This is a genomic window from Micromonospora sp. WMMD975, from assembly GCF_029581215.1.
GTDB lineage: Bacteria > Actinomycetota > Actinomycetes > Mycobacteriales > Micromonosporaceae > Micromonospora.
In genome coordinates this window covers 1,590,615-1,605,909 of sequence record NZ_CP120739.1, presented here as the reverse complement: position 1 = coordinate 1,605,909, position 15,295 = coordinate 1,590,615, and the positions used below count along the sequence as shown (strand labels likewise).

The window sequence follows — 15,295 nt, the reverse complement described above, 5'->3', positions numbered from 1 at the left end:
TGGAAAGGGATGTCTCCTTGACAGCGACCGCGATGCGGGTCCACCCTCGGTGACCGAGAGAGCGCCCTCCGTCGGATCCACCGAAGGAGGCGTTCATGTCCCCCACCCCACCCGTCCCGCACCGGCTCGCGCCGGGCCGTCCCGTCCACCACCGCCGCCGTCCCGGGCGTCGGTGGCTCGCCGCCGCCGCGACCGCCCTCACCCTGCTCGCCGGCGGCATGCTCGCCGACGCCGCCTCGGCCGGCGCCGACCCGGGGGTCGCCGCCTGCGGCGGCAACGTGGCAGCCGGCCGACAGGCGGTCGCCTCGTCGGTCGAGAGCGCCGCCTTCCCGGCGTCGGCCGCCGTCGACGGCAACACCGGCACCCGCTGGTCGAGCGCCTTCGCCGACCCGCAGTGGCTGCGGATCGACCTCGGCGCCACCCAGGACATCTGCCAGGTCACCCTCCGCTGGGAGGCCGCCTACGCCGTCGCCTTCCAACTCCAGACGGCCGCCGCGCCGGACGGGCCGTGGACCACCGTCCACTCCACCACCACCGGCGCCGGCGGCACGCAGACCATCGCGGTCACCGGCACCGGGCGGTACGTGCGGATGTACGGCACCGGACGGGCCACGCCCTACGGCTACTCGCTCTGGGAGGTGGCGGTCGCCACCACCGGCGGCTCGACGCCACCACCGACCACCCCGCCGCCGGCCGGCGGTTTCTGGGGCGACACCACAGGCATCCCGCCGGCCCGCAACGTGCTCACCGTCAAGGTGCTCAACCGGACCAACGGCCGCTACCCCGACAGCCAGGTCTACTGGAGCTTCAACGGTCAGACGCGCTCCATCGCCGAGCAGCCCTACCTGGACATGCCGGTGAACTCGGCGGGCCGGATGTACTTCCGCCTCGGCTCGCCGACCAGCCAGTACAGCGACTTCATCGAGTTCACGGTCGGCGCGAACCAGTTCAACGGCAACACCACCCGGGTCGACGCGTTCGCCCTCAAACTGGCGATGCGGCTGCACGCCCGCGACGGCTACGACGTCGCGGTCGGCGAGAACGAGACGACCTTCGCCGAGGACCGCTCGGCGACCTTCCAGCGTTTCGCCGACGCGGTGCCGGCGGAGTTCAAGCACCTGGCCAGCATCGAGGCGCCCTACCGGATCCCGGCGCCGGGAAGCTCGCCGCAGTTCCGGGCCGGCGGCCAGTACGCCGGCTACTTCACCGCGTACGCCAACTCCGTCGGGCTGCCCGCGGCCACGTCGGACATCTTCGGCTGCGCCGGGCGGTTCGCCGGTGACCCGACCGGCTGCGCGGCGCTGAACCGGCACACCGCGCAGTTGCCCCGGGCACAGTGGGAGGACCCGGCCCGCTTCTACCAGCAGTCGCCGGCCAACTGGTACGCGAAGTTCTGGCACGATCGCGCCCTCGGCGGTCGCGCCTACGGCTTCCCGTACGACGACGTCGCCGACCAGTCGTCGTTCGTCTCCCACGGCGACCCGCAGTGGTTGCTCGTCGCCGTCGGCTGGTGAGCCGGTGACGGTTCCGGAACCGCCCGGCCGGTTCCGGAACCGTCCACGGTCAGGCCGACATCCTGCCTGCCGGCGGCGGGTTTGCCGGGCCGGCGGGGTGGTCCACCCACCCGAGTCCGACCGTTCCGGTGGCGGAAAAACGTCCGCCGCTCGTCCGCGGAACGATCACATCAGGCGGATGACACATTGTTGCCTGTCGTTGCATAATGTGCGCTGCACGCGCGTGATCACACCGTCGGACTCCGACGCCGCGCCGACCGGAGGGAATCAATTCCGTGAAGCAGGACCACTCACCTGTGCTGCCTGGTGACGGCGCCACGGACTATGCGCGCTACATGCGACTGGACACGCTGCTCGACCTGCAACGGCGTCCGGCCGAGATGATCCACCGCGACGAGTTGCTCTTCCAGGTGGTGCACCAGTCCACCGAGTTGTGGCTGAAGCTCGCCGCCGCCGAGTTGACCGAGGCGGTCACCCGGCTGCGTGCCGGCGAACTGGCGGCGACCGAGTCGCTGCTGGCCCGGGCGACGCTCGGAATCCGGCTGGTCACCGACCAGCTGGACATGTTCCGGCACCTGTCCCCGGCCGACTTCCAGGCCATGCAACCGGCTCTGGGCAAGGGATCCGGGGCGGAGTCACCCGGCTGGCGGCAGGTCCAGGCCGCCAGCCGGCAGCTCGGTCGGGTCTTCGCCGAGCACCTCGAAGCCCAGGGCGTCGAGCCGGCCACGCTGGGCCGGCCAGATCCCGCCGACCCCGTCCAGCGGCTCGCCGAGGCGCTCATCGAGTGGGACGAACGGGTGTCGCTGTGGCGGACGCGGCACTATCGGGTCGCCCTGCGCGTCGGGGGCCACGATCCCGGCGGCGCCGAGGCGACGATGCTCGCCAAGCTCGTCGGACACCGCTTCTTCCCGGAACTGTGGCGAGCCCGCCTGAAGCCCGCCGCCGGACCCGAATCACCGGCCGGCCACGGTTGACAATCCTCGTTCACCAGTAATTGTCAATTCCTCTCGCCCACCTGCGTGGCGACCGAAATGTCGAGGTGCGGCTTCGTGCGTGAACTGACGAGTTGGCTGTCCGGCGGCGGTGCCACCGGCAGTTTTCCGTACTCAGCGGTGCTCGCGGAGTTTCACCGAGCCGGTAAACACTTCGTCGAAAAGGACGTGCTCGCCCTGCTCGACCAGGCCCGTACCCGGTTCACCGCGCGGCAGCCGCGCGCCCGCCTGCTGGGTGACTTCCTCGACGTCGCGCTCGACAAGTGGGACGGCCGGTACGACTACCGCAGCTACCTGGCGCTGCGACTGCTCCGGCTGCCCGGCGGGGACGACGTCACCGTCGGGGCCGACGCCGGCCGGTCCACCGCCCGCCGGGACACCGACCGGCTCCTCGTCCGCCTGGTCGCCGACGCGCTGGCCTTCGAGCTGACCGCCGCCGCCGGCGCCACCGACCTGCTGCCCGAACGGCGCCCGAGCCGGGACGTGGTGGCCAAGCGCTACCGGCTCGGCGTACGGGCCGTCTCGCCCGCCCTCGCCCGGCTGGGCATCGCCGCGACGGTCCCCGGAGGTGCGACGGCGGCGACCCCGGACGAGCTGCGGGCCGTCGCCGCCGACGCCGAACCGAACGCGGATCTGATTCTGCGGCTGAGCATGCTGCCGGTGCACGTGTCGCACGACGAGTACCTGTTCATCCGGGTGCTCCAGTCGTACGAGTGTCTCTTCGCTCAGATCGCCGAGGAGCTGCGCGCCACCATCGCCGCCCTGGCCGCCGGCCACGCGGGACGGGCGGCCGATCGGCTGGCGTACGCCCGGGAGTCGCTCACCGCCGCCGGACCGCTCTTCTCGCTGCTGGCCACGATGCAGCCGGAGGCGTTCCGGACGTTCCGGGAATACACCGCCGGCGCCAGCGCCATCCAGTCCCGCTCCTACAAGCTGATGGAGTCGCTGTGCCGCACACCGGACGGGTCGCGGTTGGACTCGGCCGCGTACCGCCAGGTGCCGGAGGTACGCGACCTGGTGCACGCCGGGCAACCGTCGATCGACGACGCGTACCGCACGGCGGCGCGGAACGGCCTGCTCGCCGCGCCCGACGGCGAACGGATCGAGCGGGAGATGCGGTCCTTCGCCGCCGCGGTGCTCCAGTGGCGGCGCACGCACCACCGGCTCGCCACCCGGATGCTCGGCCCCCGGCCCGGCACCGGCTACACGGAGGGTACGCCCTATCTGGCCGCCGCCCGGTCCATCCCGGTCTTCACCTCCGTCGCCGGCGAAACCCGAACCCCGTCCCCACACCGAGCCGACCGGAGGCAGCCCCGAGTGAGTGCACCGCACCGGAACCCCGACCCCGACACGCCCGAGTGCCTCGACACCAGCGCGCACGCCGCGCTGCGCGCCGAGTTCCCCCTGCTGAGTACCGGCGTCTACCTGAACAACAACTCGACCGGCGCGGTGCCACGGGGCGCGGAGCGGGTGCTCACCGGCTACTGGCGGACGCTGCGGAGTTGGCGGGACGAGGTATGGCAGGACTGGCACGTCGGCCTCGACCGGTACGCCGACTCCGTCGCCGCGTTCATCGGCGCGCCCGCGGGCAGCGTGGTCACCGACGCGAATCTCAGCACGCTGCTCGCCCGGGTCGCGTCCTGTTTCGACTACCGCCCGCCGCGGAACCGGATCGTCACCACCGACCTGGAGTATCCGACGGTGCCGTTCATCTGGAACGCGTTCCGCCGGTACGGCGCCCGGCTCGACGTGGTCGGCTCCGGCGGCCCGCGGTTCGACGAGGACGCCGTCGAGGCACGGATCGACGAACGGACGCTGCTGGTGTGCGTCCCGCACGCCAGCTTCTCCTCGGGCGCCACCATCGACCTGCCCCGGCTGGTGCGGCGCGCCCACGACGTCGGCGCGCTTGTGGTCGTCGACGCCTTCCAGAGCATCGGGGTCATGCCGCTGGACGTGACCACGCTCGGCGTCGACGTGGTCCTCGGCGGCGCGCACAAGTGGCTCTGCGGCGTCGGCACCGCCTTCTGCTACGTACGCCCGGATCTGGTGCCGGAACTGGAGCCGGCGGCGACCGGCTGGCAGGCCGGGGACCGGGCCTTCACGTTCCAACCGTCGACCGGCTGGGCCGACCGGGCCCGACGGTTCGCCGGTGGGACGCCGTTCCCGCTGACCTCGCTGATCTCCCAGGTCGGCCTGGACCTGCTGGCGGGGGTGGGCGCCGGCGCGATCCGGCGGCACTCGCTCGCCTGCACCGGTCGGATCCTGGAGCGGGCCGCGGCGGCCGGCATCGACGTGGTCAGCCCGACCGAGCCGCACCGGCGCGGCGGCGTCGTGTGCCTGGACGTCGTCGACGGCGAAGCCGTCAAACGACGGCTGGTGGCGCGCGACATGGTCTGTAGCTGGCGGGGCTACCTGCGGGTCGGCCCGCACGTCTACAACACCCTCGACGAGATCGACACGTTCATGGACGCCCTGGAAGAGGAGCTGAAAGGGTGACTGTCACGCTGTCCCCCCGGGCGCTGATGAGTCTGCTCGCCAACGGGCCGAAGGCCATGGACGTGCTGGAGACCGCGCTCGGCACGGGCCTGCTCGACGCCCTCGATCCCGGGCCGGCGCGCCTCGGTGAGCTGGCCGACCGGTTCGCACTGCGCCCCCTGCGGCTCTACAAGTTCCTCGACTGCCTGGAGAGCCTCGGCGTCGTCGAACGCAGTGAGCCGGACGACGACATCACGACGGCCACGTACCGCGCGGTGCCCGGTCTCCGGGACGCCGTCACGGCGGTCGTCGGCCCCGGCGCCGTCGAACGGGACCGGGACCGTTACCCCTGGCGGCTGCTGCACGGGCGGCTGGCCGAGAGCCTGCGCGGCGACGTGAGCATGAGCGACGACGACTTCGCCTGGCCTCCGAAGACCGACGCGCAGACCGCCGACTTCGAGCGCAGCATGGCCGTCGGTCTCGGCCCGGTGATCGAGACGACGCACCGCCACGCCGACCGGCTGTGGTCGGACCGGCGCCGTCTGCTGGACGTCGGCGGCGGTGACGGCACGCTCGCCGCGCACATCCTCGACGACGCGCCGGGGCTGCGGGTCGACGTGTTCAACCTGCCGGCGGTGGCGCCGCTGGTGCAGGCCACCGGGACCCGCACCGGGCACGACGCCCGGCTGGGCTTCGTCGGCGGCGACTTCCTCGCCGAGCCGCTGCCCACCGGCTACGACGCCATGGCGTTCGTCCGGGTGCTGCACGACTGGCCGAACGACGTCGCCCGCCGGCTGGTCGAGAAGGCGTACGCGGCCCTCGACCCGGGCGGGCTGCTGGTGATCTGCGAGGAGTTCCGCACCCCGGACCGCCTGGCGATGCAGTTCTTCTGGAGCTACTTCCTGATCGGTGTCGACAGTTGCGTCAGCCGACTGCGGGAGGTCGAGTTCTACACCAGCCTGCTCAAGGAGGTCGGCTTCGACCGGGTGGCCGTGCTGCCCGGCGGCTGGGAGCTGGCCTGCGGATACAAGCCGGTGGCCGGAGCGCCGGAGCTACGATGCGCCACCGCACCCTGACCGGCCTGGCCGCGGCTCTCCTGCTCATCTCCGCGTCCGCCGCGGCGCCCGCGCTCGCGGCCGGTCCGGTGCTGACCGCCCGGATCGTGCAGACCTCCGTCTGGAACACCGGATACGGTGCCGAGGTCGTCGTCGCTGCGGGTGGGCAGCAGAGCTTCGGCTTCAACGCCGATGGCGCCGGGCTGCCGTCCGGCTGCACCGTCGACGGGCTGCCGTGTGCCGGCGGTCCCGCGCCCACAAGCCCCATCCCGTCGAGCCCGACGCCGTCGCCCAGCCGGTCGCCCGGTCCGAGCCCTTCACCCACCGAGCCGACCGGGACCGTGGTGGACGTCTCGACCGCCGACCAGCTCGACGCCGCCCTGGTGGAAGCCCTGCCCGGGCAGACGATCCGGCTCGCCGCGGGCGAATACCACGGCCCGTTCCTCATCCGACGCCCCGGCACCGCCGGCAGGCCGATCACGCTGACCGGGCCGCGGACGTCGGTGCTCGTCAACGACGGACCGTCCGGCGCCGCACCCCCGTGCCCCGTGCCGACGACCGGCTGGGACCCGGGGTACGGCCTGTGGGTGTTCGCCGCGCCCTACTGGAACCTGACCGGCTTCACCGTCCGGGACGCCAAGAAGGGCGTCGTGATCGACGGCTCCCCGCACGTCGTCGTCGACGGTCTGCACGTGCATCACACCGACGAGGAGGGCGTGCACTTCCGCCGTTCCTCGGCCGACGGGGTCATCCGTGACTCGATCGTCGAACACACCGGCCTGACGCAACCCGGATACGGCGAAGGTGTCTACATCGGCTCCGCCGGATCGAACTGGGGATGTCACGGCAACTCCGACGGCGTCGACCGCTCCGACCGGGTCCAGGTCATCGGCAACCGGATCGGCCCGTACGTCAGCGCCGAGCACATCGACGTCAAGGAGGGCACGTTCGACGGCGTCATCCGCGCCAACACGTTCGACGGGCGCGGCATCTCCGGCCGGAACTCCGCCGACTCCTGGGTCGACGTCAAGGGCATCGGCTACACCATCGACGACAACACCGGCACGTTCGCCACCCCGGGCACGTTCGCCAACGGGTACGAGACACACAACCCGACCAGCACGCCCGCGTTCGCGAACGGGTGCGGCAACGTGTGGCGGGCCAACACCGCCGACCTCGGTGGAGTGGGCGCCTACGCGATCCGCGTCACGTCGACGTCGAAGTGCGCCGGCAACCCCAACGTCGTGTACGCCTCGAACTCGGTCCGCAACGCCACCGCGGGGTTGACCAACATCGCCGTGACTCCCTGACGCGGGGCGCAGCCAAGGGATCATGACCGGCAGTGAACTCCGACCGAGCACGCAGGCACTGTCGGTGGTCGATCAGCACGTTGCCCGGACGGGGTTTACCGCACCGCGCACGGCGAGGCGCCGGACACAATCTCGCATGTGCCGGTGGTGGTCACGTCGCTGTTGCCACAGCAACTGAACTACTTGTTGAAGCCGAACACGTCCGGCCCCGCTCCGTCAGTAGGAATGACCAGCACGGACGCATGAATCGGCAGGCACAAGGCCGACCCGATCCGGGGCGGGCCGGCCGCGCGCCGCGAGGTCAGTTGCTGTTCAGGGCGATGGCGTGAACGGAGCCGCCGCTGGCCAGCGGTGGCCGCACCCGCCCAACCGGTGCCTGCGTGTGATCCTTACCAGGGCGGATTCCGACATCTGCACGCCGCCAATCGTTGCGGTGACAGTGACCCGCGCATGCCCGGTCCTGGTCGCGGTCAGGACTCCCGCCGAGGTGACGCTCGCCTCGGCGGTGTTGGTGTCCATCGGGGCGATCTGGTAGCTGTACGTCGCTGTCGGGTTCGGCGGGAACACACTCGCGGACAGCTGCGTCCCCAAGCGGGCCTGGTCGAGCTTGACTGCCCGGTCACCGAAGTCGACCAGCGACGTGTAAGCGTTCGGGAACGCCGAGCCGGTGGCGTCCGGTGCGCCGGACGTCACCACGACCGGGAAGGTGGTCGACTTGCTCTCCCCGTTGGCGGTGGCCTTGGCCGTGATCAGGACGGTGCCGGTGGACACGGGCGTGACCGAGCCGCGGGCGTCGACCGTCGCGATCGACGGGTCGGAGGAGGTGTACTTCACCTTGAGCGCCCGATCGGACAGATTCCAGAACGTCATGTCGTGCTTGGTGACCGACAGTTGGGCGTTGATCCGGTTGTCGGGAGTGTCCAGGCTCAACTCGGTGGCGTCCGGCTGCGCCGAGACCACCTCGACACCGGCCGTGCGGTGTCCGACCACCCGCACCGTCACCGACTTCAGGTCCGCGTCGGCCGAGCTCGGACCGGCCAGGATGGTCCAGTCGCCCGTGGGGAACACCTTCTTGTGCTTCACGTTGTCCCAGAACCACAGGTCACCGGCGTCAATGGTGACCTGTACCGTCTCGGGGGTCCCGGTGATCAGGCCGGTCTTGACGAAACCCTTCAGCTGCTTGAGCGGACGCTGGTTCCCGTCGGCGCCCTTCGGAGCCTTGGCGTAGACCTCCACGACAGCCTTGCCCGGGCAGTTGGCGACCTGGTTCGACACGGGCACCGAGACCGTCACCGGATCGTCGGGAGTGATCTTCGAGGAGGACAGTCTCGGGGTGCCGTAGACGAACGGCGAGTACGACAGACCTTGACCGAACACGTAGTGGGGCGCCGCGCAACCGGGGCCGACCTGGTAGTAGAGGTACGTCCGGCCGCACCTGGCGCCCTCCGCCCTGGTCATCCGGTAGTCCTCGATCCCGCGGTCCGGCGCGGCCGCCGGTCCAAGTTGTGCGTCGATGTCGGAGTACCAGGTCAGCGGCAGCTTGCCGGAGAAGTTGGCCACCGCGGTACGCCCGTCCTCCAGCGCCACCGCGTCGTTGAACAGCAGCTCGGCCATCGCCCTGCCCTGATACATGCCGTTGAAGGACGACCAGACGATCGCCCCCACGCTCGGCAGGTCCTTGACCGCGCTGACGTCGACCATGGTCTTGGCCTGGATCCACACCGCGATCTTCTTGCCGTACTTCTGGGCGAGCGGGGCGATCGAGTCCCGGATCAGCTCGGCCTGCATGCGCGGCATGACGACCGTTGCGCGATCCGTACCCTCTCCGCCGTCGTTGTTCCGGTGACCGACGACGACCACGACATTGTCGGCCTGTGAGATCTGGTATTCGGCGGTCGCCGCATCCGCGACGGGATCGCAGGGGCTGCTGGCACACAGAGAGGTGGTGATCGCGGTGCCGCTGGCGTCGAGGACGTCGGGGAACACCGCGAGGTGGCTGGACAGGAACGGCGTGCTGGAGCCCGCGGTCACGGCCGAGGTGGCCGACCCCGTCCGTCCGGCCAACGCCTGGGCAAAGGTGGTGTTGACAGCCGTGGGCCCGGAGTAGGAACCCGACTGGAACCTGTTGAGGGCGTCCACATGCCCCAGGGCGACTGTCTTGCCGCTCACAGCGCCCGCGAACGGGAGCGTTCTGGCGTCGTTCTTGAGCAGCACGGGCGCCTCGAGGGCAGACTCGTGCGCGATCGCACGGTGCGCCGGCGAAGCCAGCTTGACGTCGGGATCGCCGGCCTCCGACAGCGAGTAGGACTCGCTGTTCCACGGTACCGAGGCGACGGGATCGAACTCGCCCAACTGGAACCGCGCGGTGAAGGCGCGGACGAGCGCGATGTCGATGTCGGCCTCGCCGACAAAGCCTTGGCTCTGAGCCGCCGGGAGTCCGCTCGCCGTCGGGTAGTCACCGCCCGAGCAGTCAAGGTCCGTGCCCGCCTTGAGCGCCCAGGCGTTACCGAGGGTCTTGCTGATCTGCGTCGCACCGCCGAGCTGCACGGGCCGCCACGAGTGGCCCGACGTTCCGGTTCCGTGCACGCGGGTGATCGCGTCGCAGTCGGAGACGATGAAGCCGTCGAAGCCGTACGACCTGCGCAGCATGGTCTCGATGGCGTACCGGCTCGCCGCAGCCGGCGTACCGGGAGTACCGCCGGGGGTGGCATCGTCGCGCGGGCTCCACAGGGTCGGGTAGCTCGATGCGGACGGGTAGTCCGTGGTGTAGTCCTCCACCACGGAGAAGGCGTTGTAAGCGGCCATCAGCGACCGCGCGCCCGCCTCGCCGGCCGAGGCCGCGAAGGGCGGCAGGAAATACTCGTGCATCGAACGCTCGGTGATGTTCGACGTGCCGAAGTCACGGTTCGCCTCGGAGTTGTTCGCCAGATAGTGCTTCGGCGTGGCGACCGCCTGAATGTAGTCGGCCGCCCCGGTGGGTACCGTGTCGGGACGCGATGCGGTGTCGCCCTGCAGACCGGTCACAAAGGCGCCGGCCACCTGGCCTGCCAGGAACGGATCCTCGGTGTAGGACTCGTCCGCCCGCCCCCAGCGGGGATCGCGGTTGAGGTTCTGGTTCGGCGACCAATAGGTCAAGCCGTGACAGGCGCCACCGGCGGGGTTGGGGTTCGCCACACCCGGCGGGCAGGACGTGTTGTAGGTCACGCGGGCCTCGTCAGCGATACCGCCGGCGATCTCCTGGGTGATATCTGAATTCCACGTCGATGCGATCGAGGTGCTCTGCGGATATTGGGTGTAGTTGCCGTTGCCGGGGACGGTCGGGAAGTAGATCCCGTGGTTCGCCTCTCCCCAGTACCCGTACGACCTCACGCCGAGCCGGTCGATCGCCTTCGGCTTCGCACGCCAGGTGGCATGCGGCTGCATCGCTATGAGCTGGTCGTACTTCTCTTCCAGCGTCATGCGCGAAACCAAGTCCGCCGCACGGACGCTGAATGGCAGCGAGGTGTTCCGGTACGCCGGCGTGTCCTCGGCGGAGGCCGACGTCGGCCGCGCGAACGCGGCGAGCCCGCTCGCTGCCACAGCCCACGCCAGCCCGAGCGCCAAGGACCTACGTCCTGGACTCCTGGCGCCTCCGCCGTGCCCCCTTGATCGCGGGGGCGCGAAACCGGTCTTCACCATTGACGGTCTCCTTCTCCTCTTCACGCTGCAGAGCTCTCGATGGTGCTGCCTTTCGCTGCACGGCGAGCCGGAGCTCGTCATCCTCGAACTGCCTTCCGTGCCGGTCGACACGGACGGTCGGATTAGGCTGCAGCACGGCGCGATCCGGCTGCTCAACCGTCATGGTGGGGGTGACGGGATCCGAACCTCTCAGCGTCGGGCTGCCGGTCCGACGACGAGCAGAGCGATACCGGCGCCCGCAGCGACGACCGCGCCAGGAATTCCCACGTTGTTGGTGGGCGTTCCTGGTTGGGTGGATCCCGGTGAGCCGGGCAGCCCTCGATCTACCGGCAGGTCCATCGTACACCGGCATAGATGACGGTCAATGCAATTCGGACGATTGCGCAAAACGGTGTGGCACGGCCTCAGCGCAGCGTCGACTGCCTCTGGATCAGCTCGAAGTCGACGACCATCCTCCGGGGCGCCGGCTGTTCCTCTCGCGGCACACCGTCCAATTGGAGCTGGATCCGCTCTTCCAACAGGGCGACCGCCTGGTGTGCGATCACGTCGCGTCCGGGGTCGATGGTGCTCAGCGGAGGCCGGGAGTAGTTCGCTTCGTCGATGTTGTCGAAACCGATCAGCAGGATGTCCTCGGGAACCCGGAGGCCGCGGTCCTGAAAGGCGGCGAGCGCACCCAGCGCGAGTGTGTCGGCGAACGCCACCACCGCGTCGGGCTTGACGCCGCTGTCAAGGATGCGAGCGATCGTCGTGGCGCCGGTGGAGTGGAAATAGTCGGGTACCCCGATGATCGCGCGTGGGTCGACGGCGAACCCTCGTGACCGCAGGGCGTCCCGGAAGCCCTGAAACCGCAGGGTTCCGCTGCTCGGCGTTGGATCGTCCTTGACTCCCAGGGGAACGACCGTGGTCGCGCCCCGGCCGAGGACGTGCTCGGTCGCCGCACGTGCTCCCTCGACGTTGCTCATCGTGACGTGGTCGAGGCCGCCATCGAACACCCGCTCGCCCAGGAGCACGAGGGGGAAGTCGACGTCGAACAGCGGGAGGTCCTGCTGGCCCAGCGCGAGCGGAGAGTACAGCACGCCGTCGAAGCGTGACCGGTAGCTGCCGTCAAGTACCCGCAGCTCGCGGTCGCGCTCAGCGTTGGTCTGCTCGATGAAGACGGTCAGGCCCCGCCTGGATGCCTCTCGCATGACGGCGTCCGCAAGTTCGGCGAAGTACACGACGCGCAGCGACGGCAGCACCAGGGCGATCGCCCCGGTCCGGCCCCGGCTCAGGTTCCGGGCCGACACATTCACGTGGTAGCCCAGCTCACGGATCGCGTCGTCCACCCGCTCGCGGGTTTCCGGACGCACGTACTGATAGCCGTTGAGGATGTTGGACACCGTCTTGATCGACACCCCGGCGAGTCGGGCGACGTCGCGCATCGTCGCCGACCTGTTGGTCTTGCGTGCCACGGGCCCCTCCCGCCGCTCCTCGATTCGTCGGCCAGCGTATAAGACCGCACCATTCACCACCCCAGGACGCAGCGGCCGGCCCGCCCGATCCAGGGCGGGCCGGCCGCGTGACGCGAGGTCAGTTGATGGTCAGGGCGACGGTGTGAACGGGGCCGCGGACCGGGTCGATCTGCAACTCGTAGGCACCCGGGGCGAGCCCGGTGGTGTCCCAGTGGAAGATGTACTGCTTTCGTGCGGCGCTGTAGCGTGCGGTGTTGTCCGCCCGCTTCTGGACAGGTGCGGCCGGAACGCGGTGGCCGGCCACACCGTCGGTCTTCTTCACGAGATAGAGGCGCGGTCGCGCGTCGGTGACCGGCTCGCCGTCCGCGTCGGTCACGGTGAACCTGACCGGCACGGGGCGTCCGGCGTTGACGATGTCGGAGCCGTCGCCGGCCAGCGGTGGCCGCACCGCGCCGAGCCGGTACTCGGGCGCGAAGATCCGCGGCACGAAGTCGATCAGATCCGCCATCCAGGTGTCGAAGCCATGCGGTCCGACCCAGGTGCCGGCGTACTCGTATTCGATGCCCTGGGCGGCCAGCCACTGCATCGCGTTCTGGGTCAACGTGTACGTGAAGTCGACGTCACCGGAGTACAACCGTGCCAGCTTGGTGCTTTCGTTGACCGCCTGGACGTCGACGGCGGTGGGGTAGGAGAGCAGGCCCCCCGAGAAGGCGCCGATGTAGGCGAACTCGCCCGGGTGGCCGAGCCAGGTGCCGAGGGTGTTCATGGCTCCCCACGACAGACCGGCGAGCGCCTGCTCGTTCGGATCAGTCGAGATGTGGTACTTCTCCGCCGCGGTTGGCCTCACGTGCTGGCTGAGGTCGGTCCAGAAGTCGACGCCGTTCTGGTCGGGCATGACCACCACCATCGGCACCATGGTCCCGTTGCGGTAGCTGTTGTCGAGGATCTGCTTGGCACGCCCGGTTTCGAGCCAGCTACCGTAGTTCTGGCCCCCGCCGTGGTACAGGTACAGCACGGGATAGGCAGCTGCGCGGTCGGCATCGTAGCCCGGCGGCGTCCAGACGTACGCGTAGCGCTCCGCGCCCTGGCCTCCGTCGTAGGTCATCAGCGAGACCGTGCCGCCCCTGCCTTCGGGGACATCGGCGAGCATCGCGTCGGACGTGCCCGGCACGAAGAGCTGCGACTCCATCACGTGGGTGTTGACGGTGTCGGCCGGGTCCTTCATGTCGACGCCGTCGACCACGTACCGGTAGTAGTAGTAGCCGTCGAGCGGTCCGATCGTCGTTCGCCAGCGGCCGTCGGGCTGCTTGTTCATCGGGATCCGGAACCATTGGCCGTTCGGCGCCCAGTTGCCCCAGATCGTGACGTCCTTGGCGCCGGCCCACTGGGTGCCGGTCTCGAAGGTGACGATGCCGTGCGGGTCGATGTGCGGGGTCGTGATCGACCCGGCCGCAGGGGGCGCGTACGGCCGGGTCAGCGCGCGGTGTCCCGTGCTGGCGCCGTGGCGGACGACCTTCTGTCCGAAGAGCCGAGCGGCGAAGTCCCGCAGGTTCTCCCGCCACGCGTCCCAGGTGGCGCCGTCGTCGGGATTGACGCCGTCGAACTCGACCTTCACGCCGGACTTCTTCAGGTCCACCAGCATGTCGTAGTTGTCGTTGTAGGACGGATCGAGCGTGTTGCCGACGTATACCCGGAGCAGTTTGGTGCCCTTGTTGATCGCCTTGGCCTCCGCCTTGGTGATCGGGCCGTCGACGGAGCCGGAGAAGGAGCCGACGTAGGCGAATGCGCCGGGATCGCTGCGGAGGATGCTCATCGCCTGCTCGGCACCCGTGGCGACACCGGCCAGCGCCTGACTCCTGGGCCGAGACGAGATGTGGTAGCCGGCCCGTGCTGCGGGAACGATGGCGTTGAGCAGCTCGGCGCGCGGGTCGGCGGAAGTGGCGTCAGCCATGACGACCACCATCGGCTTGGCGTCCCCGCCGGCGACCAGGTTGTCGAGGATCTGCTTCGCCCGGCCGAGTTCCAGCCACTCACGAGCGGTCTGCCCCTCGCTGCTCAGCAGGTACAGGACCGGGTACGCCTCGGCCCGGGCGGAGTCGTAGCCGGGCGGCGTCCACACCAGGGCCGTGCGGTCCTCCGCCGCCGCTGCGCTCGGGTAGGACAGTTCCTCCACCGTCCCGCCCGCAGCGACGTCGTCCATCCACGCGACCGACTCACCCGGCACGAAGAAGGTGTTCCAGTTCGGCTTCGACGTCACCGCCACCGGGCTGCCGGGCTGGCGGAAGGACACCTTCGACCTGTCCGGCATGGTCGCGGTGTACTGGTAGTAGTACAGCCCGGGATCGAGCGGACCGACGTTCGCGGCGTAGTCCGAGCCGCTCGGGTCGAGCGCGAGCGCCGACCAGGTGCCGCTCGGGCCGATGTTCGCCTCCAGTTCGAGCGTTGCCGGCGTTCCGCCGACGATGCTGCTGGCCTGCGACTGCGGCACCTTGAAGTAGTGATAGACATCGTCGTTCGAATGCCACGTGTCGGTCGCGGCAGCCGCCGGGGCCGCGGCGATGACTGACACCACCGCCAAAGCCGCGGCGGCGACAAGGCTGGTCCTTCGGGGGCCACTGGTGTGTGACATCGCGTTGCTGCTCCTCTCAGAGCGTCAAGGCCTTCCGCGTCGAAGGCACTCGCCTCGCCATCGAGATCGGCCACCGAAACGTTCCGGCAGCCGCGACAGCCCACATTCACGCCAGCGCACTTCATTTCCTACACCGGTGTAGAGCGAATGACAAGGGCTCCAGGTCAGCATTTATCTATTGAGGAGCGTTG

At 69.9% G+C, this 15,295-nt stretch carries 8 protein-coding genes and 1 pseudogene; 6 read left to right on the top strand and 3 right to left on the bottom strand.

The window, feature by feature from the left end; translation table 11 throughout:
• Positions 1 to 95 precede the first annotated feature (95 nt).
• The 6 genes and pseudogenes from O7613_RS07080 (at position 96) to O7613_RS07060 (ending at position 7,346) form a co-directional block, all read left to right on the top strand.
• Positions 96 to 1,514 carry a beta-1,3-glucanase family protein gene (locus O7613_RS07080; protein WP_281583582.1) on the top strand — a complete coding sequence of 473 codons (1,419 nt, stop codon included), beginning with the start codon at positions 96 to 98 and terminating at the stop codon, positions 1,512 to 1,514.
• Between the two features lie 275 nt (positions 1,515 to 1,789).
• Complete coding sequence (locus O7613_RS07075) at positions 1,790 to 2,488, top strand: tryptophan 2,3-dioxygenase family protein (RefSeq protein ID WP_281583583.1); 699 nt, start codon at positions 1,790 to 1,792, stop codon at positions 2,486 to 2,488.
• A gap of 57 nt (positions 2,489 to 2,545) precedes the next feature.
• A pseudogene (locus O7613_RS30790) lies at positions 2,546 to 3,760 on the top strand (tryptophan 2,3-dioxygenase family protein); the annotation flags it as partial.
• Positions 3,761 to 3,823: 63 nt separating this feature from the next.
• Positions 3,824 to 5,002, top strand: coding sequence for an aminotransferase class V-fold PLP-dependent enzyme (locus O7613_RS30785; protein ID WP_348775413.1), 1,179 nt, complete (start codon positions 3,824 to 3,826; stop codon positions 5,000 to 5,002).
• Positions 4,999 to 6,057: a methyltransferase gene (locus tag O7613_RS07065; RefSeq protein ID WP_282292844.1), complete on the top strand. Its 1,059-nt coding sequence runs from the start codon at positions 4,999 to 5,001 to the stop codon at positions 6,055 to 6,057. Before O7613_RS30785 ends, O7613_RS07065 begins: the two co-directional genes overlap by 4 nt.
• Positions 6,039 to 7,346, top strand: coding sequence for a hemagglutinin protein (locus O7613_RS07060; RefSeq protein ID WP_282292843.1), 1,308 nt, complete (start codon positions 6,039 to 6,041; stop codon positions 7,344 to 7,346). Before O7613_RS07065 ends, O7613_RS07060 begins: the two co-directional genes overlap by 19 nt.
• Before the next feature lie 312 nt (positions 7,347 to 7,658).
• Here O7613_RS07060 and O7613_RS07055 read toward each other — a convergent pair whose 3' ends face one another.
• The 3 genes from O7613_RS07055 to O7613_RS07045 all read right to left on the bottom strand — a co-directional run bounded on the left by O7613_RS07055 (position 7,659) and on the right by O7613_RS07045 (position 15,047).
• A complete protein-coding gene (locus tag O7613_RS07055) occupies positions 7,659 to 10,949 on the bottom strand; it encodes a glycoside hydrolase family 3 N-terminal domain-containing protein (protein WP_282292842.1) in 3,291 nt (1,096 codons plus the stop codon).
• 479 nt (positions 10,950 to 11,428) lie between these two features.
• Positions 11,429 to 12,475 carry a LacI family DNA-binding transcriptional regulator gene (locus O7613_RS07050; RefSeq protein ID WP_281583588.1) on the bottom strand — a complete coding sequence of 349 codons (1,047 nt, stop codon included), beginning with the start codon at positions 12,473 to 12,475 and terminating at the stop codon, positions 11,429 to 11,431.
• A 118-nt stretch (positions 12,476 to 12,593) separates the two neighbouring features.
• Complete coding sequence (locus O7613_RS07045) at positions 12,594 to 15,047, bottom strand: alpha/beta hydrolase-fold protein (protein WP_282292840.1); 2,454 nt, start codon at positions 15,045 to 15,047, stop codon at positions 12,594 to 12,596.
• Positions 15,048 to 15,295: the final 248 nt, after the last annotated feature.